20 protein-coding genes and 3 pseudogenes are annotated in these 20715 nt (G+C 60.8%); 5 read left to right on the top strand and 18 right to left on the bottom strand.

The genetic code is table 11. From position 1 onward, the window contains the following. Window position 1 precedes the first annotated feature (1 nt). The 10 genes and pseudogenes from AC2CHD_RS20820 to istA form a co-directional block, all read right to left on the bottom strand. Window positions 2-871, bottom strand: a complete 870-nt coding sequence (locus AC2CHD_RS20820) for a PfkB family carbohydrate kinase (RefSeq protein ID WP_484555181.1) — start codon at window positions 869-871, stop codon at window positions 2-4. Then, window positions 868-1713, bottom strand: coding sequence for a sugar phosphate isomerase/epimerase family protein (locus AC2CHD_RS20815; RefSeq protein ID WP_484555180.1), 846 nt, complete (start codon window positions 1711-1713; stop codon window positions 868-870). Before AC2CHD_RS20815 ends, AC2CHD_RS20820 begins: the two co-directional genes overlap by 4 nt. A 10-nt stretch (window positions 1714-1723) precedes the next feature. Then, complete coding sequence (locus tag AC2CHD_RS20810; RefSeq protein WP_484555179.1) at window positions 1724-2584, bottom strand: carbohydrate ABC transporter permease; 861 nt, start codon at window positions 2582-2584, stop codon at window positions 1724-1726. After that, window positions 2581-3546 carry a carbohydrate ABC transporter permease gene (locus tag AC2CHD_RS20805; protein ID WP_484555178.1) on the bottom strand — a complete coding sequence of 322 codons (966 nt, stop codon included), beginning with the start codon at window positions 3544-3546 and terminating at the stop codon, window positions 2581-2583. Before AC2CHD_RS20805 ends, AC2CHD_RS20810 begins: the two co-directional genes overlap by 4 nt. A 12-nt stretch (window positions 3547-3558) precedes the next feature. Then, window positions 3559-4884, bottom strand: a complete 1326-nt coding sequence (locus tag AC2CHD_RS20800) for an ABC transporter substrate-binding protein (RefSeq protein ID WP_484555177.1) — start codon at window positions 4882-4884, stop codon at window positions 3559-3561. Window positions 4885-4965: 81 nt separating this feature from the next. Beyond that, a complete protein-coding gene (locus AC2CHD_RS20795; RefSeq protein ID WP_484555176.1) occupies window positions 4966-5979 on the bottom strand; it encodes an SIS domain-containing protein in 1014 nt (337 codons plus the stop codon). A 165-nt stretch (window positions 5980-6144) separates the two neighbouring features. Next, window positions 6145-7167 carry a LacI family DNA-binding transcriptional regulator gene (locus tag AC2CHD_RS20790; protein WP_484555175.1) on the bottom strand — a complete coding sequence of 341 codons (1023 nt, stop codon included), beginning with the start codon at window positions 7165-7167 and terminating at the stop codon, window positions 6145-6147. A 215-nt stretch (window positions 7168-7382) separates the two neighbouring features. Next, window positions 7383-7586: pseudogene (locus tag AC2CHD_RS20785) on the bottom strand (integrase core domain-containing protein); the annotation flags it as partial. Window positions 7587-7643: 57 nt separating this feature from the next. Beyond that, window positions 7644-8455: pseudogene (istB, locus tag AC2CHD_RS20780) on the bottom strand (IS21-like element helper ATPase IstB). After that, window positions 8445-9974, bottom strand: a complete 1530-nt coding sequence (gene istA / locus AC2CHD_RS20775; protein ID WP_484555174.1) for an IS21 family transposase — start codon at window positions 9972-9974, stop codon at window positions 8445-8447. The pseudogene istB and the gene istA overlap by 11 nt, the downstream one beginning before the upstream one ends. Window positions 9975-10086: 112 nt before the next feature. Here istA and AC2CHD_RS20770 point away from each other — a divergent pair. Continuing rightward, a pseudogene (locus AC2CHD_RS20770) lies at window positions 10087-10203 on the top strand (IS6 family transposase); the annotation flags it as partial. A gap of 383 nt (window positions 10204-10586) precedes the next feature. Here AC2CHD_RS20770 and AC2CHD_RS20765 read toward each other — a convergent pair. The 3 genes from AC2CHD_RS20765 to AC2CHD_RS20755 are packed head-to-tail and all read right to left on the bottom strand — an operon-like array spanning window position 10587 to window position 12567. Then, a complete protein-coding gene (locus AC2CHD_RS20765; RefSeq protein WP_484555173.1) occupies window positions 10587-10787 on the bottom strand; it encodes an antitoxin VbhA family protein in 201 nt (66 codons plus the stop codon). A gap of 35 nt (window positions 10788-10822) precedes the next feature. After that, on the bottom strand, window positions 10823-11527 hold the full coding sequence (scpB, locus tag AC2CHD_RS20760; protein ID WP_484555172.1) for an SMC-Scp complex subunit ScpB: 705 nt from the start codon (window positions 11525-11527) through the stop codon (window positions 10823-10825). A gap of 2 nt (window positions 11528-11529) precedes the next feature. Further along, on the bottom strand, window positions 11530-12567 hold the full coding sequence (locus AC2CHD_RS20755; RefSeq protein ID WP_484555171.1) for a DUF1403 family protein: 1038 nt from the start codon (window positions 12565-12567) through the stop codon (window positions 11530-11532). Between the two features lie 125 nt (window positions 12568-12692). On the opposite strand from AC2CHD_RS20755, the gene AC2CHD_RS20750 reads away from it, so the two are divergent. Both AC2CHD_RS20750 and AC2CHD_RS20745 read left to right on the top strand, forming a co-directional pair. After that, entirely contained in the window at window positions 12693-13916 is a 1224-nt protein-coding gene (locus AC2CHD_RS20750) for a site-specific integrase (RefSeq protein ID WP_484555196.1), read from the top strand. Between the two features lie 372 nt (window positions 13917-14288). Continuing rightward, a complete protein-coding gene (locus AC2CHD_RS20745; RefSeq protein WP_484555170.1) occupies window positions 14289-14570 on the top strand; it encodes a DUF982 domain-containing protein in 282 nt (93 codons plus the stop codon). Window positions 14571-14639: 69 nt separating this feature from the next. Here AC2CHD_RS20745 and AC2CHD_RS20740 read toward each other — a convergent pair whose 3' ends face one another. Together AC2CHD_RS20740 and AC2CHD_RS20735 are read right to left on the bottom strand one after the other, a co-directional pair. Then, entirely contained in the window at window positions 14640-15053 is a 414-nt protein-coding gene (locus tag AC2CHD_RS20740; protein WP_484555169.1) for a PIN domain-containing protein, read from the bottom strand. After that, window positions 15050-15298: a type II toxin-antitoxin system VapB family antitoxin gene (locus AC2CHD_RS20735; RefSeq protein WP_484555168.1), complete on the bottom strand. Its 249-nt coding sequence runs from the start codon at window positions 15296-15298 to the stop codon at window positions 15050-15052. Before AC2CHD_RS20735 ends, AC2CHD_RS20740 begins: the two co-directional genes overlap by 4 nt. A gap of 155 nt (window positions 15299-15453) precedes the next feature. On the opposite strand from AC2CHD_RS20735, the gene AC2CHD_RS20730 reads away from it, so the two are divergent. Both AC2CHD_RS20730 and AC2CHD_RS20725 read left to right on the top strand, forming a co-directional pair. Beyond that, window positions 15454-16167: a recombinase family protein gene (locus AC2CHD_RS20730; protein ID WP_484555167.1), complete on the top strand. Its 714-nt coding sequence runs from the start codon at window positions 15454-15456 to the stop codon at window positions 16165-16167. Between the two features lie 24 nt (window positions 16168-16191). After that, entirely contained in the window at window positions 16192-16401 is a 210-nt protein-coding gene (locus AC2CHD_RS20725; protein WP_484555166.1) for a hypothetical protein, read from the top strand. 63 nt (window positions 16402-16464) lie between these two features. Here AC2CHD_RS20725 and repC read toward each other — a convergent pair whose 3' ends face one another. From repC to repA, 3 genes are all read right to left on the bottom strand, one after another. Next, on the bottom strand, window positions 16465-17781 hold the full coding sequence (gene repC, locus AC2CHD_RS20720; protein WP_484555165.1) for a plasmid replication protein RepC: 1317 nt from the start codon (window positions 17779-17781) through the stop codon (window positions 16465-16467). A 190-nt stretch (window positions 17782-17971) separates the two neighbouring features. Then, window positions 17972-18967, bottom strand: coding sequence for a plasmid partitioning protein RepB (gene repB, locus AC2CHD_RS20715; RefSeq protein WP_484555164.1), 996 nt, complete (start codon window positions 18965-18967; stop codon window positions 17972-17974). A 78-nt stretch (window positions 18968-19045) separates the two neighbouring features. Continuing rightward, window positions 19046-20242, bottom strand: a complete 1197-nt coding sequence (gene repA, locus AC2CHD_RS20710) for a plasmid partitioning protein RepA (protein WP_484555195.1) — start codon at window positions 20240-20242, stop codon at window positions 19046-19048. Window positions 20243-20715: the final 473 nt, after the last annotated feature.

Below are 20715 nucleotides of genomic sequence, written 5' to 3'. Positions count from 1 at the left end.
TTCATGTTCCGGACCTCTGCGTGCTGCGAATGACATCGTCATATTTGGCGAGCAGCCATCCTGGAATCGCCCGAATGGGCTGCGGGAAGCCGCCGAGATGGGTGCAGGTCTCCGACGCGCGTTCGGCGGCATGGTCGAGCGCGGCCTTTCCGGGCAGGTCCGCGAAGAAGCGCGACGTGATGAAGCTCGCGATGAAACTGTCTCCCGCGCCGCAGGTATCGACGACCGTGACCGGCACCGAGCCTGCCGCCGTTATCCCGGCGCCATCGTCATAGAAGGAGCCGCGCTTGCCGCAGGTGACGACAACCTGAGACGCGCCCGCCGCCCTGAACCGCGCAATCAGCGGCTCGACGGGCTCGGCCGGATCGTCCGGGCCCGAGGCGAAGACCAGCGGCACCCTATCCAGCGGAAGGTCGAAATGCCGTGTGGAGACATCGATGCTGAAGGGCAGGCCATCCTCGACGAGCTGACGAATGAGCTTTACGCTCGAATTGGTGCCGAGATGCACCCAATCGGCCTGCCTCAGCGTCTCGTAGCGGTCGGCGCTCGGGAAGTAGTCCTCTCCCACGCCGAGGGATTCGAGAAGGAAGCGCCGCTCGCCGGCGTCGTCCGTGAGCAGCGTCACGGCGGACGCGCCGGGACGGATTTCGACGTCGGTGCGATCGAGCCCCACCTCCTCGATGGCGCCGAGCATGATATCGGCCTCCGCATCCGGCCCCAGCGCGCCGAAATAGCGGGCGTCCAGCCCGCGCCGGCGCCATTGCGCGGCGACGTTGAGGGCATTGCCGCCCACGGTGACGAATCCCCTGGTGAGGTAGGCATCGAGGCAGTTGTCGCCGACGGCGATGAGTTTGGGATTGGCCTTCGTCATTCCTGGTCCGCTTGATCGAGATGAGGGGCAATGGCGTCGAGGCATCGCCGCCAGGCGGAAACGGGATCGAGCGCATAGGAGCCGTTGCCGAAGGGCTCGAAGGTCAGCGTGCCGTCGAAGCCGTGGGCATGGAGATCGGCAAGATAGGTGTCGAGCGGCAGATTGCCGTCGCCCCAGGCCAGATGCCCGCTTGGCGTTCCGTCGACGACGTGGACATGTGCGATGCGCTTTCCGAACCGCTCGACATAGCCGCCGACGCTGTCGCCCGCAGTCGCCATGGCGACGAGATCGAGAACGATGTCGATATCGTCGCCGTCGAGCGCGCGCCAAAAGGCCTGCAGTTCGTCGGCATTGGTGACGATGTTGCTTTCAAGGCGCTGAAGCGGCTCCAGCAGGCACGAGACGCCGAGCGATCGCGCATGGGCGGCGATGCGGTTGATCGACTGGACCGAATACGCCCAGGCGATGTCCCGGGTTTCGCACTCGAAGCCGCGGCCCGGCGTCAGAAAAAGGTATTTCGCCCCGAGTTCCGCACTGAGGTCGGCGGCCCGCATGAAACGCTCGACGCTCGCCGCGCGGTAAGCGCTGTCGCCGGAAGCGATGTTGACCGGATAGATCACCTGCTCGGGCGTGAAGCAGCGGACCGTGAGGCCGTTGTCGCCGAGGATCGCCTTAACCTCAGCAAGCCGGGCGCCGGTGTCGTGGAAGAGATCAAGATGCGGGGCGATGCCCCAGAATTCCATCCGGCGGAAGCCCAGATCGCTGAGCTTTTCGGCGGTCCATCGGAAGGGGTGGTGCTGGAAGGAAAAATTCGCGCCTATGAGCTGATTTCTTTTCAACATGGTCGCCGCCCTATTTTCCGATGCCTTCGGCAAGCCCGCGAATGAAGAAGCGCTGGGCCGCGAAAAAGGTGACGACGATGGGAAGCGCCGACAGCGTCATGGCCGCGAAGACGACGGCATAATTGGTGCCGTGCTTGGCCATGATGGAGGTGAGCCCGACCGGCAGCGTCTGCAGATCAGCGCCGCTGGTGAAGATCATCGCGAAGAGATATTCGTTCCAGCCGAAGAGCACATGCAGGATGACGCACGACACCAGGATCGGCTTGCACAGCGGCAGCGTCACCTTCCAGAAGATCTGTCCTTCGCTGGCGCCGTCCATGATGGCGGCATCGTCGAGATCGCGCGGCAGGCCCAGCATGTAGGCGCGGATGAGGAAGGTCGTGAAGGGAATGCGAAAGGCGGTGTAGAGGATGATCAGCGCCCAGTAGGTATTGTAGAGGCCGAGATCCTGCATCATGCGCACCAGCGGAATGACGGCGACTGTCGGGCTCAGCATCAGGCCGCCGAGCACGATGCCGACGAAGAACGGCTTGCCCGGCAGTTTCGAGCGGGTGAGGCCATAGGCGGTCCAGGCGCTGATGAGCACCGTGCAAAAGGCCGATCCGAGCGTGACAATGATGCTCGTCGCGATATAGTCGCGGATGCCCTGGTTCCAGGCCGAGACGTAGTTGGCGATGCCGAAGCCGCCCGGCAACGCGAACGGATTGCCGAAGATTTCGGCATTGGTCTTGAAGCCGTTCAGCGCCATCCAGAACAGCGGATAGAGCACGACGATACCGAGACTGATGAGGAAGATGACGAGGCAGACCTTCGCCAGCACCGCGACGAAGTCGGTGCGCTCGCTCTCCCGCGTGTCATGGGTGAGGTTCACAGCTCGACCCTCCGTCTTTTCGTGTACCAGAGCTGCGCGAAGCCGGTGACCAGCGTGATGATGAAGATGACCGACGCGATGGCGGCGCCGTAGCCGAAGTCGTTTTCGATGAAACCCTGCTGGTAGAGCCATGTGCCGAGCACCTGGCTGCTGTTGTTCGGTCCGCCGCCGGTCATCACCATGACTTCGTTGAACACTTGGAAGGCACCGGTAATGGTGACAATCACCATGAGGCCGGTCATTTCACGGGTTAGCGGGAAGGTGATATTCCACAGCCGCCGCCACGTCCCCGCTCCGTCCATGATCGCCGCGTCATAAAGCTCGCGTGGGATCTTCTGGATCGCGATGGCGAAGAGCAGCGTGGAATAGCCGAAACCCTGCCACTGGCTCATGGCGATGATGGCGTAGATCGCGGTCCCCTCCTCGCCGAGCCAGGCCCGCGACCAGTCCGCGAGGCCGATCAGCGTCAGTGCGGAGTCCAGAAGGCCGATACGGGGCTGGTAGATGAAATAGAAGAGCAGGCCCGACACGGTGATCGAGATGGCCGAGGGTATGAAATAGACGGCCCGCCAGAAGCGGCGCCATTTTTCCTGGGCAAGCCCCTCGATCAACGCCGCCAGCACGAAGGCGCCGAAGACCTGGAAGATGATGGAGATGACGGCATAGAGCGTGTTGTTGACGAGCGACGTCCGCACGACCGGATCGCCTTGCAGACGGCGGTAGTTTTCCAGTCCGACGAAGGCGGTCTCGCCGGTGAAGATATCCTGGTTCTTCGTGCTGACGATGAAGTTGTCGATGATCGGATAATAGACGAACCAGAGGATCAGGACGAAGGCGACCAGGACCCAGCGAAACGACAGGATCCCGGCCAGCGGGCCGAACCGGTCGCTTTCAGCCCGGTCCGGCCCGGTGAGGCCGATTTTAACGACCTCACCCTTCTGCTCATGCTTGACGACAGTCATCTCGGGCCGATCCTACTTGGACGAAGCCGCCGCTTCCTTGACCCGCTCCATGACCTCATCCGGTGTCATCGAGCCGCCGATCAGCGCCTGGAGTCCGGAGAGCCAGGCCGATGCCACGCGCGGCGGGTTGGCGGTATCGAGCCAAGGCATCAGGTAGGAGGCGTCGGCGATCACCTTCAGGCCGTCGACCACGGAAGGATTCATGGCTTCCGCGGAATAGCCACCGACCGTCGCGCTCGGCTGGCCGTAGGGCGGCGCGGAAAGAACCTTGCCGTTTTCCGCCGAGGTCACGAAACGCATGAAGTCGATCGCGAGCGGGATGTTCTTGGAGGCCGCATTGATCATGTAGCCTTCCGGCGCGCCCTCGACGGCCTTGGGATCGCCCTTGGCATCCTTCGGCACCGGCAGCTTGAAGAAGCCGAAATCTTCCCGCTTCAGCGCGCCTTCCGCCGTCGCCTGATCGAACTCGATGATTTCCTGATAATACATGGCGGACTGGCCGTTGCTGAATTGCTGCAAGGCCGAGGCATAGGAGGAGCCGTTGGTGCCCGAACCATCGGAGCATTCGTCGATGAGCTGCATGAACTGCGTCAGGCTGACGACATAGCCGGGGTCGGCGAATTCGGCGGTGGCCGGGACGAAATCCTTTTCGAGCGTCGCTTGCGGCACGTTGTAGGCCAGCAGCTGTCCGGCGTAATGCACGCCCGGCCAGCCTTCCTTGTTGCCGAAGGAGATCGGCGTCACGCCTGATTTCTTCAGCGCCGCGCACGCGCCCAGCAAGTCCTCGAAGGTCTCGGGTACGGCAACACCGGCCTTTTCGAACAGGATCTTGTTATAGCCCATGAACTTGGCGTCGAGATAAAGGGGAATACCGTAGAGCTTGCCGTTGTACTGGAAGGCGGAGACGGCGGCGGTCGCGAGCGTCTTGCCCCATTCGGTGTCGGGACCGATGACCGGGGTCAGATCGACCGCGCGGTTGCCACGCACGAAGTTCTCGCCCCAGCTGCCCGTCCAGGTGAAGTAGACGTCCGGCAGCGAATTGGAGGCGACGAGCGCCTTGGTCTTGCCCTTCACGCTGTCGTCGCTCTCCTGGATGAGCTCGACCTTCACGCCGGGATGAAGCTTTTCATACTCCTTGGCCACATCGACGAAGAAGGGAGAAAGCTGTTGCAGGCCGAATTTGGTCAGCACGCTGACCGTGCCTGAATAGTCGACCGGCGCATCGGGATCGGCAACGACCGGATCGGCGGCGGTGGCGGCGCTGACGCTGCCGATTACGAAGGCGGCGGCGGCGATCGCAGCGAGGCTGGTCGTGCTCAAGAACGTATTGGCTTTCATTTCGCAGTTCCTCTCTTTGTTTTCGTTCGTCAGGCATGCACGGCGGGTGGTCGATCCGGCGTTGCCGCCGGACCGGAAACCTCAGTATTCAACGCGCTTGTAGTAACGGCGCGTGGTCAGCGGATGGTCGCGCAGCACCTCCAGATGTGCGCTCAGGCGCTCCAGCATGGTGGCCAGGATGACCGGCGAAATAAGTGCGCGCGTCCTGGCCGACACGCCCGGAAGGCTGGCGGAGGCCGCGTCGAGAACACGCACCTTGTCGGTGTAGCGCTTGGCGAAGTTTTCCACCCGGTCCGTCAGCGGACGGAAGGCATCCTCGCCCTTGAAGATGAAGAGGCTGACGCCCGGCTCCACCAGTTCCAGCGTGCCGTGGAAGAAGTCGGAAGCCTGCACCGGGCGGGTGCGGATCCATTGCATCTCTTCCAGAATGCACATGCCGTAGTAATGCGCCTCCGGCCAGGAGGAACCGGCGCCGGTGAAGATGTGATAGGTCTCGTCTTTGATTTCCTTGGCAAGAGCGGCGGCGTCGGCCTCGTAGCCTTCCTTGACCGAAACCAGCAGTTCCGGCAGCAGCTTCAGCTCGGCCTCGGTCGCATCGAAATCGGCATACTCGCCGCGTTCCGCCAGAAGGGCGAGCACGATAAGCAAGGTCTGGAGATAGAAGGATTCCGAAGAGGTGTCGTCCTCGGCGAAGTTGGTGAAGTTGTGGTCGGCGTCGCGTCCGAGCGGCGTGTCCTTGTGGCCGGTAAGCGACAGCGTCTTCACGCCACGTTCCTTGAGGAAGGCGAGAAGCTGCACGCTCTCCTTGGTGGTGCCCGAAAGCGAGGGCAGAACCACCAGCGCCTTCTCGTCGAGGCCCGCCGGCGGCTCGATGACGACCTGCGCCGAATAGGCCGCCGAAACCGGGAAGAGCGTCGACTGGCGCGCAAGCTCGATGGCGGGCTGGGTGAGAAACTGCACGCCGCCGGTTCCCATGAAGAAGATGCGTTCCAGACCGCCGTCCAGCAGATCGCGCATCAGCACACGCACGTCATTGGCGATTGCAACCGCGCCGCTTTGGATCTTAACAAAGCGATCCCTATCGAAGTTGAGCATTAGAACCTTCCCGTTTCGCGTTTCCGATCGCTTCGCTGTTTGCCAGCGTCGTCACGCAAATGATCGTTGAAACAATATGAGATCGATCTCATACTTATTTAGCGCACAAGATTTCCGTGCTGGCAAGTGGGGCAAAATAAAAATATGGGGGACTGTTCTTGCCGTTCAGCCGGCCACGCTCCGGCTGACGGAGCCGCGCACTATCAGCTTGGTTTCAAAGCGAATTTTTTCCGGCGGATGGTCTTTTCCGGAGAGCCGATCGAACAGAAGCCGCGCCGCCGCCCGCCCGATTTCCGAGACCGGCTGCGAGACGACGGTGATCTGCGGATCGGTGAATGTCGCCAGATTGAAGTCATCGAAGCCGATCAGCGAGACGTCGTGAGGAATCGAAATTCCCATCGAGCGGAAGGCGAGAAGAGCGCCCTGCGTCATCAGGCTGTCAACAGTGAAGAGCGCCGTCGGCGGTGTCTTCTGACTGAACAGCCGTATCGTCGCATCGACCGCGTGCTCTACCGTGGATTGCGAAACCGCGATCATCCGGTCGTCGGGCGCAATCCCGGCGCCGGCAAGCGCGGTCCGGTAGCCGGTCATACGCTCGCGCGAGGTGAAGATGCGCGTGTCATCCTGCAGCAGGCCGACGCGGCGGTGACCCATCGCGATGAGATATTCCACCGCCTTGCGCGCGCCGCCCTCATTGTCGACCACGACGCTGTCGCAGTCGACATTCTCGGCGACACGGTCGATCAGGACCAGCGGCACGTTTTCCGAAATCAGGCTTTGAAGGTGGGCATTGCTGGTGGCGGAGGTCGGCGCGACGATGAAGCCCCGTATGGAGAGCGAGCGCAGGCTCGACAACAGCGAAACCTCCTGATCGAGCTCCTCCTCGCTGCTGCCAATGACAAGATTGTGGCCGCACTCGCGGGCAAGGACCTCGATATCGTGCGCGATGCGCGCGAAGAACGGGTTCTGGATATCGCCGAGAATACAGCCGACGATCGGCAACTGGCCATTGCGAAGGGCCTGCGCCAGGCGATTGCCGCGATAGCCAAGCTTTTCAGCCGCCGCCTGAACCTTCTGAGCGGTTTCGCCGCCGACATAGCCGTAACTGTTCAGGGCACGGGCAGCCGTCGCTCGCGATACGTTCGCAAGCGCCGCCACATCCTTCAAAGTCGCCGGTTTGCGAACCATGTCACCCTTCGATCGTACACAAGAGACCATCGTGGGGTCCTTTGTAGCTTCGGGTTACCCGTTCGCATAGGCCCCTAACGTCGCGAAGGGCGGTGGGCCGACCTTCGCTCAGCCACGCCGACCGCGGCGGGGTCCGGGACCAATGGGTCCTATGAGAGGTGGACCCGCCTAGTGAGACAGTTTGGCGGCTTGGCTAAGGTGGATCGGGTTCGTTTCTACGCCGCCAGTTTCTCCGTCATTTCCGCCATAGCATAGACCTCGTCGGGCGTCCTGCCGCCGAAGGTCGAGTGTGGGCGTCGTCGGTTGTAATAGTCGATCCAGGAGCCGATGCCGCTGCGGGCTTCGCTTCCCGTCTCGAATGCGCTGAGGAAGACGCATTCGTATTTGAGGCTGCGCCACAGCCGCTCGATGAAGACGTTTGTGTTGATTTTCGCTGAGAAGTGACCCGGGATTTTCGCCGAGAACTGACCCGGCTCTTATGTATGTTTCGGGTCTGCGGTTGAGGTCAAGTTCCTGGCCTTCTCCTTTTCGTTTTTGCCATCGTGGGCGGAGCTGTTTTTGAAGCGGAAGCTGTCATTGCCGGTCTCGAGAATGTGGCAATGGTGCGTGAGCCGATCCAGCAGTGCGGTCGTCATCTTGACGTCACCGAAGACGCTCGCCCATTCGCTGAAGCTGAGATTGGTGGTGATGATGATGCTGGTGCGCTCATAGAGCTTGCTGAGCAGATGGAAGAGCAGCGCACCACCTGAGGCACTGAAGGGCAGATAGCCCAGTTCATCCAGGACCACCAGATCGGTATGGGCAAGGCGGCTGGCGATCTGGCCAGCCTTGCCCTGAGCTTTCTCCTGTTCGAGCGCATTGACGAGTTCGACGGTGGAGAAGAAGCGGACCCTCTTGCGGTGATGCTCGATGGCCTGGACACCGAGCGCAGTGGCGATATGCGTCTTGCCCGTGCCAGGACCGCCGACGAGAACGACATTGTTGGCACCGTCCATGAACTCGCAGCGATGAAGCTGGCGCACAAGGGCTTCATTGACCTCACTGCTTGCAAAGTCGAAGCCGTTGAGATCCCTGTAGGCCGGGAAGCGCGCTGTCCTGAGCTGATAGGCAATGGACCGGACCTCACGCTCGGCCGTTTCGGCCTTGAGCAGTTGAGACAGAAGGGGATGGCCGCCTCGAAGGCAGGCGAGCCCTGTTCGGTCAGTTCACTGACGGCCCGGGCCATGCCGTGCATCTTCAAACTGCGCAGCATGATGACAATGGCCGCGCCGGCAGGATCATGACGCATGACGCACCTCCCGGGCCCGGCGCAGGACATCATAGCGTTCGACATTCGCCTGTGGCTCTTTGGTGAGTGTGAGGGCCTGCGGCGCATCGACGACGGGCACCACGGCTGTCTTGCCGTCCAGAAGCCTGTGCAGGAGATTGAGGATATGGGTCTTTGTCGGAACGCCGGTGTCAAACGCCATTTCGACAGCCGTCAGGACGGCCTGTTCATCGTGATGAAGGACGAGAGCCAGTATCTCCACCATCTCCCGGTCGCCGCCCGGATGTTTAAGCAGGTGCTGCTGTAGCCGTTTGAATGCATCGGGCAATTCGGCGAACGGCGCGCCGTTGCGCAATGCGCCGGGCTTGCGCTGGATGACGGCCAGATAATGCCGCCAGTCATACACCGTTCGTCCCGGACCATGGTGTGAGCGATTGAGGATCCGCCGGTGCTCGCAAATGATCTGCCCCTCCGCCGCAACAACGATGCGATCGGGATAGACACGCAGGCTCACCGGACGGTTGGCCAAGGATGCCGGCACGCTGTAGCGGTTGCGCTCCAGATGAACGAGGCAGGTCGGTGAGACCCGCTTGGTATATTCGACGAACCCGTCGAAGGGTCGTGATACGGGCATCAGGCTTTCCATCTCATGCGCCCAGGCCTCAGCCACCGTCCCCGGTTCAAGGCCATGCGGGATCTGATGCCACAGTTCCCTGCAGCGCCGTTCCAGCCAGGCATTCAGCGCATCAAGGCTGGCAGCATGGGGCATGGGCTGCCACAGGCGATGCCGCGCGTCCTGGACATTCTTCTCAACCTGACCCTTCTCCCAGCCGGCGGCCGGATTGCAGAACTCGGCCTCAAAGAGATAGTGGCTGGCCATGGCTGAGAAGCGGGCGTTGACCTGACGCTCCTTGCCGCGCCCGACCTTGTCGACGGCGGTCTTCATGTTGTCGTAGATTCCCCGTCGCGGCACGCCGCCCAGAATCCGGAAGGCATGGTTATGGGCGTCAAACAGCATCTCGTGGGTCTGCAGCAGATAGGCCCGCACCATGAAGGCGCGGCTGTAGCTGAGCTTGAAGTGCGCCACCTGAAGCTTTGTGCGGTCACCGCCGATAACCGCCCAGTCCTCGCTCCAATCGAACTGGAAAGCCTCTCCGGGCTGGAAGGTCAGGGGCACGAAGATGCCCCGGCCGCTCGTCTGCTGCTGACGCTGTCGATCGTCCTTCCAGGTCCGGGCAAAGGCTGCCACCCGCCCATATGACCCCTCGTAGCCGAGGCTCACCAGATCGGCGTGCAACTGCATGATCGTGCGCCTCTGCTTACGCGGCTTGTTGGCTTCTCTTCTCAGCCACGTCGCCAATTTATCGGCATAGGGATCGAGCTTGCTCGGCCGGTGCGGCACCTTGAACCGCGGTTCAACCATATCCGAGCGCAGGTATTTGCGAATGGTATTGCGCGACAGTCCCGTGCGTCGCGCGATCTGCCGGATCGATAGCTTCTCGCGGAAATGCCACCGCCGGATAACGCTTAAAAACGCCATGTCCAACACTCCTGAAACTCCTGCTCAAATCAAGCAGGATAGCGTTCAAACATGGGTCCGTTCTCAGTGGAAAAATCCCCCAATCCCGGGTCACTTCTCGGCGGAAATCAACAGCCTGCAGCTTTTCATGTCGATCTTCTCCGCCGTCCGCAACCTTTTCGTCTCGCCCCGCTCACAACGTTCCGCTCTCTGCATTCGCACTCATCGCCTGCGCGCCATGGCCGAATAGAAAGCTGTAACCATAGGCAGCTGAAAGCAGCGCCACAAATCCAATCGCCTCCCGATCTCGTTAACGTGACATCGCCACGCGCCGCCAGGAACAACCAATACCTCGCCCAGATCCTCCAACCATCACCGCGTTAACCCGGATTCACAGCCGTGGACATGCCCACTGGCCAGCCATCAATGTGCAAATCAGCAGATAACTCTATGGTGCCAACGAGACAGCTCCCATCCCACATCGACGGCTTGTCCGTCGATGGTAAGCAATTTGTACCACAAAATTGCGTATCCTGCCGGAGAAGATACGCCTGAAGTTTCGGCAGCAATTGCAGAGTGCTGGTCGACAACCATCGAACATGTGAGGATATGAATCGATATGCGCATCAACACCTAGCGCGATGATCTTATGAGGCGTCGCTTGTATTCCTCGCGCGTGATATGGCCGAGCACATAGGCCTCGGTCGCCGTCTCAAGGACCGGATCATGCACATATCCTTGGCGAACATTTGCGGCCCTCGCCTGATCCGTCGCTCTCCTGCGGTTTGCAATAGCCTCCGCGGAGCAATCTGGTTTGTCGCGGTTGAACTTCAAAACAGTGTCTCCCTTCCGTCCTGCAGATCGCCGGCTCATTCCAAACCGCCAGCTTCATCTCCACCACGGCCCTCTTCTTCGGCGTGTGCCGGGAACAGCGCATCGGCCGGGAAACCACCTTTCATCAGCAAGCATGCATCCTCGAAGGCTTCCATATCCGGTAGATCGCCTAACGTGTCGAGGCCGAATTCCAGCAGAAACCCGCTCGTCGTGACATAACTATAGGGCGCGCCGGGGGTCGGGCTGCGCGGTCCGGACGCGATGAAGCCCACGCGGCGCAGCACACCGATCAGATCGCGGCTGACCTCCCTGCCCACAAAGGATGACAGTTCGGCGCGCGTGACGGGTTGGAAATAGGCGATGCACATCAAAACCATCATCTCGGACTGTGTGAGATCAACAGTCTTTTCGCCGCCCCCCGTCGCAGCCCGGATGGCATCGGCATAGGCCGGCCGGGTCAGATGTTTCCAGCCGCCGGCGACCGCAACGAGATCGTACGGGCGCCCGCGCAGTTCCTCGCGAATATCGTCGATCAGAAGATCGATGCTGCAAGCTTCGCCGACAATACGCACCAATGTTTCCCGGGAGACCGGCTTGGCGGACGCAAAGATCGATGCCTCGACCCTGTTCATCCATTCGCGCCAGCGCGCCTCTGGCGGCAAGTGATCGAGCTCCCGGTCGAGCAGCGTAGCCTCCCCCTGCCCCTTTTTTCGTTCGGCGCGCGCTGTTTTCGTGATCATTCTCAGAGCCCGTAAATGCGAAAGATTGCACGGCCGGAGAGTTCCCGCACCGCGCCCAGATCCACCAGCCGCTCGAACAGGCGGCGCAGGCCACGGTCGCTCATACCCGCAATCGCCTGCGAAGCCGTAATGGCATCATCCGACAAGAGCTGCTCCACGACGCGCCCGGCGGAACGGGCACGCAGTTTCGGCAAGACCGCGAGCAGTCGGTCTGCCCGCCGCCCCATCTCTGTAAAAAGGTCGATCGCGCGCAGCGCAGCCCGCGCCTGCCCTGCCAGCAACTCCTTGGTCAGCGCCGCGTCCGCATCGGCAGCCGGCTCTTTCTGGTGGAGGGAGTGGCCGCGCCGGACGACCTCGCCCCCGGGCACTCGTCCGGTGCCCAGCAACGGAAGCGAATAGGGCCAGTTCAAACGCTGCGCCAGAAGCGCGTCGGCAAACCAGTTACCGGCCCAGTTACTGGCCCGGCTACCGACGGACGATTCCAAACCGGAGCGCTCGGCAATGCAGAAGGCACCGGACAGCTGTTCCATCGCCCCGCTATGGCGAGCGAGCCGATGCAGCCCGGCCGCACTCTCACGCGCCGTTTCGCCCTCGCCCTTGCCGAAGATCGCCACCAAGCCCGCGAGCCCCTCTTCCGTCAAAAGCTCTGTCGGTGGCCGCGCCGCCAATTGCCGCCAGACCAGCAATATATGACCGGACGGACCAACATCGTCGCCCGGCCGTGTCAGCAAAAGAGCATCGCGCAAAGCCGCTTCATCCTCACGGCGGCCGATCCTTTTCACGGTCGCAGCAGCGGCGGCCAATGCCAGGCGCTGCCGCCATGCGCCAGCCCAGCATTCCCGCCGGCGTATCACCGCATCGAGCGCGCAAAACGCAGCACCCGCGATCTCCGCCATATCGGCAACCTCATATTTCGCAAGGCTTTGGGCGTCATCCACAGCCTGACGCAGCCAGGGCGGCGGAGAATAGGGCGTCGGCGCGCGGCTGTCTTCCGGTCGCCCGTCTTGCAGCCGGAACGAGGTTTGAGAGGATCGAATCATCCGCGACAGGATGAATGAAGTCGGCGCTTTCCGCAATTCATTTCACCCAAAAGCGCCGCGCATGTCGGCACCATATAATGATCGATAATCTTGCCTTATCGCTCGTTTTGTGCGATCCCCGCAAAATGGCCTCTCCCGTCGATCAAAACCCCGAAAAGCGTGCTCAGCGCAGCTCCGCTCGATCACAGAAAACGCCGCCCCCGGTCGACAAGAATGCGCCGGCGATCCCGGTCGGGCGCGAGGGGGATAGCGCCGAGAACCTGCCGGACATCATCGACGTGGTCATGGAAATGGGCCGCGCTCCGGACGAACCGCTGGTAGAAGCCCAGGTCTCCTCCCCGACCCTCTCCAACCCGCGTCGGCCGACGCATCTCGACGCGCTAGCCGATCGCGCCCGCGACTATGTCGAGGCGGCAAGTTCGGCCAACACGCGGCGCGCCTATGCCTCAGACTGGAAGCAGTTCGCGAGCTGGTGCCGCAGGCAAGGCGTCGAGCTGTTCCCGCCCGATCCCCAGGTGGTCGGCCTCTACATCACCGCATGCGCCTCGGGAAAGGCGACGGGGGACAAGAAGCCCAATTCGGTGTCGACGATCGAGCGCCGGCTTTCTGCGCTGACGTGGAACTATGCACAGCGTGGCCAGCCGCTCAACAGAAAAGACCGCGCCATCGCCACGGTCATGGCCGGCATCCGCAACAAGCACGCTGCCCCGCCCCGACAGAAGGAAGCAGTCTTGCCCGAGGATTTGCTCGCCATGCTGGAGACTCTCGACCGCGGAACGTTACGTGGTTTGCGCGACAGGGCGATGCTGTTGCTTGGTTTCGCTGGTGGGCTGCGCCGTTCGGAAATCGTCGGCCTCGATACCGGCCGCGACCAGACCGAAGACGGATCCGGCTGGATCGAGATCCTCGACAAGGGCGTGCTCGTCACCCTGCGCGGCAAGACCGGCTGGCGCGAGGTCGAGATCGGCCGCGGCTCCTCCGACGCCACCTGCCCTGTCGTGACGCTGGAGACCTGGTTGAAATTCGCCAGGATCGGCCACGGCCCGCTGTTTCGACGCGTCACCGGCCGAGGCAAGGCGGTCGGCATAGAGCGCCTCAACGCCCAGGAGGTCGCCCGCCTGGTCAAGCGCACCGCGCTCGCCGCCGGCGTGCGCGGCGATCTTTCGGAAGGCGAGCGGGAAAAGCAGTTTGCCGGCCATTCGCTGCGCGCCGGCCTCGCTTCCTCGGCCGAGGTCGACGAGCGCTATGTGCAGAAGCAGCTCGGCCACGCCTCCGCCGAAATGACCCGCAAATACCAGCGCCGCCGCGACCGGTTTCGGGTGAATCTGACAAAGGCCTCAGGGCTATAAGCCCCCTCCCCTCCCCTGTTTCGAGCACCAGATGCGGGTCGGGAGCGCTCGATCTTCACCGTAGCGTTTCAATTGAAATCGGGACGTAAAACCGACACCGCTGGCCGAGGCCATGCAACAGTCGCCCCATCAGGCACAAAATCGCTACGACGCGGCCGAGCGGAGGAACGGGCAAAGCCACTCGGCTGTTGGATCGAGGCGAAGACCCGTTTACAGGGATGGATGTGAATCCTTAACCGTCAAAAAAACTCCCGCCGGGAACCTGCCAGAGATTGAAGACCGCCGCTTCCAACACCACATACTGCGCGGCCTCCGCATCCGTAAGCGGCTGCGCCTTCATGCGATCAAACTTTGGGCAATGTGGAGGAGGGTATGAACGGCCACATGTTTGATAACCCGATCTTTGTCAAAACCGGCGAGTTTCTTGTCCAGGAAATCGGCTGCATTGCCGATGCCATCGATTTTCTCCAAAGCTGGCCGGAAAGACGCAGAAATCTGATCCACGAGACGGCACTGACAACCTGCTATGAAGCGCATGACGGGCACAAACCGGCCAGTGCCGCGCGCAACGCCTTCGAAGGCTTTGCCAAGCGTGCCGGGATATTGGAGACTTCGGACTCCGTCATGCCATGGTTGACTTCGAAGTCAGTCTAGAACACCTCGTCAGCGCTTTTTTCTGAATGGTCTGCAGAAGCTGGTGTCCCCGCTACCGCACACGGTGGGTCAGAATTCCCAGGGAGAGATCAGTTCCAGACCGGTCGTAGCGAAGTCGCTCAGATTGCGGGTTGCGAGGCGGCCACCATTGACCCGCGCGATCGCCGCGATCATGCCGTCCGGCACCGACATCCCTCGTCCCTGGCGCGTAGCCACACCCATGATGTCGCCATAGGCCAGCGCCGCCGATTCGGTAAGCCCAAAAATCCGGTCGGCGAAGCGTCGCCGCCAGTCCGAAAGCCCGTGCTCCAGGCGCTCGGCACGCTCGTCGGGCCGAATTTTCTGAATGCCGAACGCAATCTCTGCAATGGTCACGGTCGGCAGGGCGAGCTCCGCATCATGGCGGACCAGCCACGCGATCACCGCAGGGTCCGGCAATTTTTTCAGGGTTTCCGAGATCACATTGGTATCGAGGAAAATCAAAGCTCCGGCCCCGTGTGGATCCGTCGCTCGCCGCGGATCACAGCCTCGAGGTCGATATCGGTGCCGTATATCTTAGCAACGCGCGCATAGAAGGCCGAAGCCGGTTCACGACCCGCCTCACGCACCTCATAGGCTTCAAGGGCGCGCTCGACGATATCAGCAATGGAGCGGTGTTCGCGGCGGGCGAGCCGGTGGGCGAGGTCTCGCGCCTTGGCGCTTCGGACGGAAAGCTGAGGTTCGGCCATGGGCGACTCCTTTTTTGGAGTATATAGCACCGGAGGCACCGGCCATCAAGATGGCTGTAGATGGCATGATGTCCACCGGATACTTGCAATTGATCGGTTATCCGTATCTTCTATGTTTGTAAATTCGCCTTCAACTCGGCTCTCAGGCTCTCCAAATGGCCAAAACACCGCCCAATCGTTCCTCTCCTCGACCACAGGGCCGGCTTATCGGCTATGCGCGCGTCTCCACGGACGAGCAGGCGACGGAAGCGCAGGAGATGGAACTGAGGTCGGCCGGATGCCACACAATCATCCAGGAGCATGGTTCCGGCGCCTCGCGGACCCGCCCTGCCCTCGCCCGGCTGATCCGTGAGATCGGCGCCGGCGACACCCTTCTTGTGGTTCGCCTCGACCGCCTGGCGCGCTCGGTGAGCCACCTGCTCAACGTGATCGAGGAGCTGACGACCAAAGGTGCATATTTCCGCTCGCTGCGCGATCCCATCGATACCACGACGCCGCAGGGCATGTTTTCGCTGCAGGTCCTCGGCGCCGTCGCCCAGCTGGAACGGGCTCTCAACTCGGAGCGGACGAAGGCAGGCGTCGAAGCCGCCAAGGCAAAGGGCCGGCTACCAGGCAATCCCGGGGTCAGCGAACGCATGGCCGACAAGTCGCTACTGAGAAAGTCGCCGCCACGACCGCCCGAAGACCGCCTGATGACGCTTGTGGCGGGCATCCATTCCTCCAATCCGGAGCTCTCCTTGCGCGAAATCGCAATCCAGCTCGAGCGTCTTCATGAGCGCACGCCGCGGGGTGGAACGAGATGGGCGCCCTCCTCCGTCAAGAATCTTCTCGACCGGGCAAAGCGCAGCGGCCTGCTCGAGGCCGCCTGAGCACGAAAGCCGGAGAGCGCTGTAATGGAATCGATGACCGTCAACAGCCGGGACGACTCCGCGCAATGGGCGATCGCGCGGGCCCGATCGATCCTGGAGGACCAAGGTTCGGATCTCGCTGCAGCGGTCCGGAACGAAGACGAACAACGGATCAGTGAAACCGCGAACGCTCTTGGCCAAGCGATCGTCGACGCACTGCTCGATGCATGCGACGGGCTTGTCGACGGCGACTGAGCGCAAAACTTCCGCAGCAGGAGGGCCGGAGGAAACAAGGCAGTTCGGCTCATCACGGTACCCTCACCTTCTCGGGCGTTCCAGCGACCGCAGCAGCGCGTCCGAGACTTCCAAACGCTCGCCCGCCTTGTTCTCGTCGATTTGCGGTTCCGTAGGCTTTTCAGCGGAAGACCGGCTGGCGTCCAGCTTGGCGCGCAAAAGCGCCATGACCATCGGCCAGGTGGAGAATTTGCCCTCCCTCGCCTTGTCCGTCAGGCTGCGCAGGTAACCACCAGCGCTGTTGATCTGGTCGGAGCGCTGCAGGATCGCCGCGAGCGTAATCGCGGCCTGAACCTCGCCCATGGTCTCGCAGGCTTCTCGCCAGGCGCTCGGGCTGACCCCGAGCAGTGGTCGGGCCACCTCTGCCGCCGCCAGAAAGTCCCGCCAGTGGCGTATCTCACCCCCTGGCACCAAATCCTTCACGTCCGGGCAGGCATCAAGCACGATCCCCAAGGGCAACTCCCGCTTCGGCAAGCTCCGCAGGTTGTCGTTTTCCGCGGCGTTGCCGCCCGCTTCATTCTCTTTTCGAGAGTCTTCTTCAGATTCTGATATGGAGTCTGTGTTTGAATTCTGTATGTGGCGACCAAAATGGGACTCATTGGCGTCCGGATTCTGTGTTTTTGCAAATGATTCCAACACCTCGAGGATCTCCGTGTAGAGACCGTGAAGATCACAGCAGATGTCCTCGATGAGTTGCCTCGGGGCAGAGCGCGGCAGGCGGCCGACAATAGCCTGGTAGGACTGTTGTACCCTGCCCCAATTCCCCGGAACGTTCTCCTCGATGCCGGTCTCGATCAGCTTGACGACGTCGCGGCGTAGGAGCGTCAGGCGTTCCTTGGCAAGCCGAAAGGCATTCTTTTCGGCCCGAACCGCGTCCGCCAGTTCCTCAAACTCTTCCGCTCGGGCAACGATCGGGGCCAGATCGAACCCGTAGGCCTGTTCGACCTGCCCGCCCCTGCCCTTGCGGGCGAAGCGTTTGCCGTTCGGACTATCGCGACGAATGATCAGCCCGCAGTCGACCAGGACCGCCAGGTGCCGTCGCAGCGTTGTCGCCGGCATGCCGTTTGCACGGGCCATGAGTTGCTCGTTCGACGGCCAGACAATCAGTTCACCGTCGCCCGAGAGCTCCGTTTCTGGATGGAACGAAAGCAGAGCGTTGAGAATGGCCAGCGAGCGGTCCGTTGCGCCGATGAGATCGCGCGCTTCCCGGATCGTGTGGAACACCTTCCATTTCTGGACCTGCGCACCTTCCGGCACGGTCTTCGCCACAGCCTGACTTGCCATCATGCCAAGCGACATCGTTCGCCGCCCAAAGGGCGTCGTTGGGGTATGCGTCTGCATATTTCTTCACCTATCGCTAGGCAATAGAAAACTGCTCGCCGAATCGGCGCTCACGACTCAGAAGAGCCTTGACTGTGATTCTCGGAAGTGCGATTCTCTAGTCACCACAACAAGAGAGGGCTTCCGGAAGCGATTTCGGTGGCCTTTTTCTTTGCCAGATTTCCTTCTGGCCGGAGTTCCGGCCGTTGATTCAGTCGCTACCCTCCTCTCCTTTTTCCTGAAATTCCTGATAGAGGCGCTCTAGTCTCCTCGAGAGATAGGCGCCAAACTGCGAGGCGTCCTTGGCTTTCAAGGCTAAGGTGAAAGCCTTTCCGTTGTCCTTGGTTGAAACCTTCACGGCGTCGTCGGATAGACTCCACGCTTTTTCCGTGGGTGGCTGCTTCTTAGGCTTCCTTGCGCCCGAGACCTTGAGCTTTTCAAGCAAGAAGCCAAACCGATCGGCCTCCTCAAGGGCGGTGAACGCGTCCGATTGAACCAGTTCCAGAGCCTGGGCAGATTTCGCGGGCACCTGTACGATCTTCTTGAGTTCCTCCCAGCGATCACGTCCGACACCCTTGGCGGCGCCAAGAGCTTCGAGAACAGGAGCAGGGATCGTTTCGGCTACCGAGAGCATTCTGGACAGCAAGGTATCATCTATGGTGAGAGCGCTCTTAATTGTTCCTTTGTCGATCCCGGACTCTTGGAGCCGTCTTGCGTAGAGCGATTTTTCAATAAAACTGAGATTGTCTCTGGCAGAGTTCTCCTGGCCCTGCGCAATCACGTGGGCAATCTCTTCGAGAGGCTTGATTACCGCCTTGACCTTCTGGCCAAGTTTTTTGGCGACGCGCACCCTGCGATGTCCAAACACAATGATATGACGGTTGCTTTCTTTGGGATGCGGCCGAACCAGCACGGGCTGATGTTGGCCAGCTTCCTTGATCGCTTCGAGGAGTTCCTGATCCTTGCCTGGATCCTCGCCAATTCGGTCCTGATAAGGGGAGGGATCCAGTGTTTCAGGGTCCAGTGAAACGACCACGTCCCCTTCTAGAACCCGCATCGAATTCTCTGCTAGGTCATCCAGCGACTGCATCATTGAACGCGATGCACCACGACGCGCGTATTCGACGCGCGACTCCCCCTTCTCGGCGGTTTCCGCTGACTTTGCTGGCTGCACGCCAATATTCGCGAGAAGATGCTTCCTAGCCATTCGTTATACCCGAAATCAAAGATATCTTGTTGAACTGCCTCTGTTTTTTGGCGATTTGCACGGCTGTCAAATTCCCGGTCATTTTCGACCCCAAGCCTTGTGAACAAGAGCGGTGATTTCTCTATTCACAGCGTTCAGCGACTCGACCGCCCGGTCATAGGTCGCCCGCACAAACTGAGTGCGCTCGACTTCGTAGACTGTCTGCTTCGTGATACCGGCATCGGAGATGGCTGTAGACTTCACCATTTGATTGTTCAGCATTCTCTTGCTGAACATAGCCTGCATGAAGCCAACCATTTGCGACTGGGGCCCATCCGTCGCCTCGTATCTCGTCGCAAGAAATCGGAACCAGTCGAGATTAACCTTGGCTCCGGCACCTTTGATGGATTGCAGGATACCGCCAAGCATCAGCAGGAATTGACTCATGCTCATGATGTCGAGCATCTGGGGATGCACGGTGATGAGCACTGCAGTGGAGGCGGTTAAGGCGGTCAGCGTCAAATAGCCGAGCTGCGGGGGGCAATCGATCACGACCACATCATACTGGTCGTCGACTTCCTTCAGGGCTTTCGAGATGCGCGTAAAGAACAGGCGGCCCTCATGCGAGTTGGCCGCCGCGAGTGGCGTCTCGTACTCGTACTCCTGAAGCTCCAAATTCGCAGGGACAATATCCAATCCCGGGAAGTTTGTGGGCTGGATTATGTCCTTGATCGAGCGCCGCTGATCGTCATAGCGCAGTGCTTCGAACAAGGAAGGATTTTTGTCGAGCTCAGGCTGAATACCGTGAAGTGCCGTCAGCGACGCTTGTGGATCAAGGTCAATGGCGAGGACCCTGTGTCCCGTAAGCGCAAGGTACTGAGCGAGATGGGCAGTGGTTGTTGTCTTGCCCGAACCACCCTTGAAGTTGACAACTGAGATTACCTGCAGGTGCTCGCCCTCGCGACGGCGCGGCACATAGTTTTTCACGTCGCTCCGGCCGTGTTTGTCGAGATACTCGCGAAGCTCCAGCATTTGCTCTGCCGTGTACGACCGCCGACCCGAGGACGACACCATAGGCACAGGGCCCTTTCCATCGAGGTGGAGTTTCTTGATGTGGTTCTGTGTTACACCGATAAAATCAGCCACCTCGGAAAGCGCGAACAATCGTAGTCCCTTTTGCGCGTCAGGCGGATACTGCTCCAAGCGGAGCATGTTCAGCCGGTCAGAGATCAACTCACCCTGTTGGATGATCTCTTCGTCGAAATCCAACTCGTCTTGCTCTATGACCGGTACCACCGAGATCTCTCTTTCTTTGAAATAACGCTTTTTCCAAAACAACACGCGGGAAAGTGTTATTACTATGGACGATTCTGGATTGGGCGCAAGCGGTTTTTGGTTAATGAAACCCTAATACGAGTCGCTCCGAAAGAGCGTCAAGTTTCGGCTCTGAGCCATTTCTTGTCGGTTTTTCCATCACTTACGCCGCACCCTCTGCGCATTTGACCCAATTTTTTATCTCGGCAGTTTTGACAGGGGAGACAGCGGTGGCGCCGGCTGAGCCTCGTCACTGATCCGAAATTGGCAGAACCCTGCCGATATTGGACCCGACTCAGCAAAGCGAGTCGCGTCAACGCCCCTACCAAAAAAGTATCCAGAGGAAATCAGGGAACCACCCCGGCACTTCTGCCGGGGTGATCAATTCTGGTCATTCGGGCAAGACCTGCATCTCGCAAAGGAGTAGTAGCGGTGAATGCAATGTCGGCAATGAA

The sequence above is a fragment of the Nitratireductor sp. ATLC21 genome, assembly GCF_057196525.1.
Note: the sequence above shows the minus strand (reverse complement) of the source record. Positions and strands in the feature narration are given on the sequence as shown.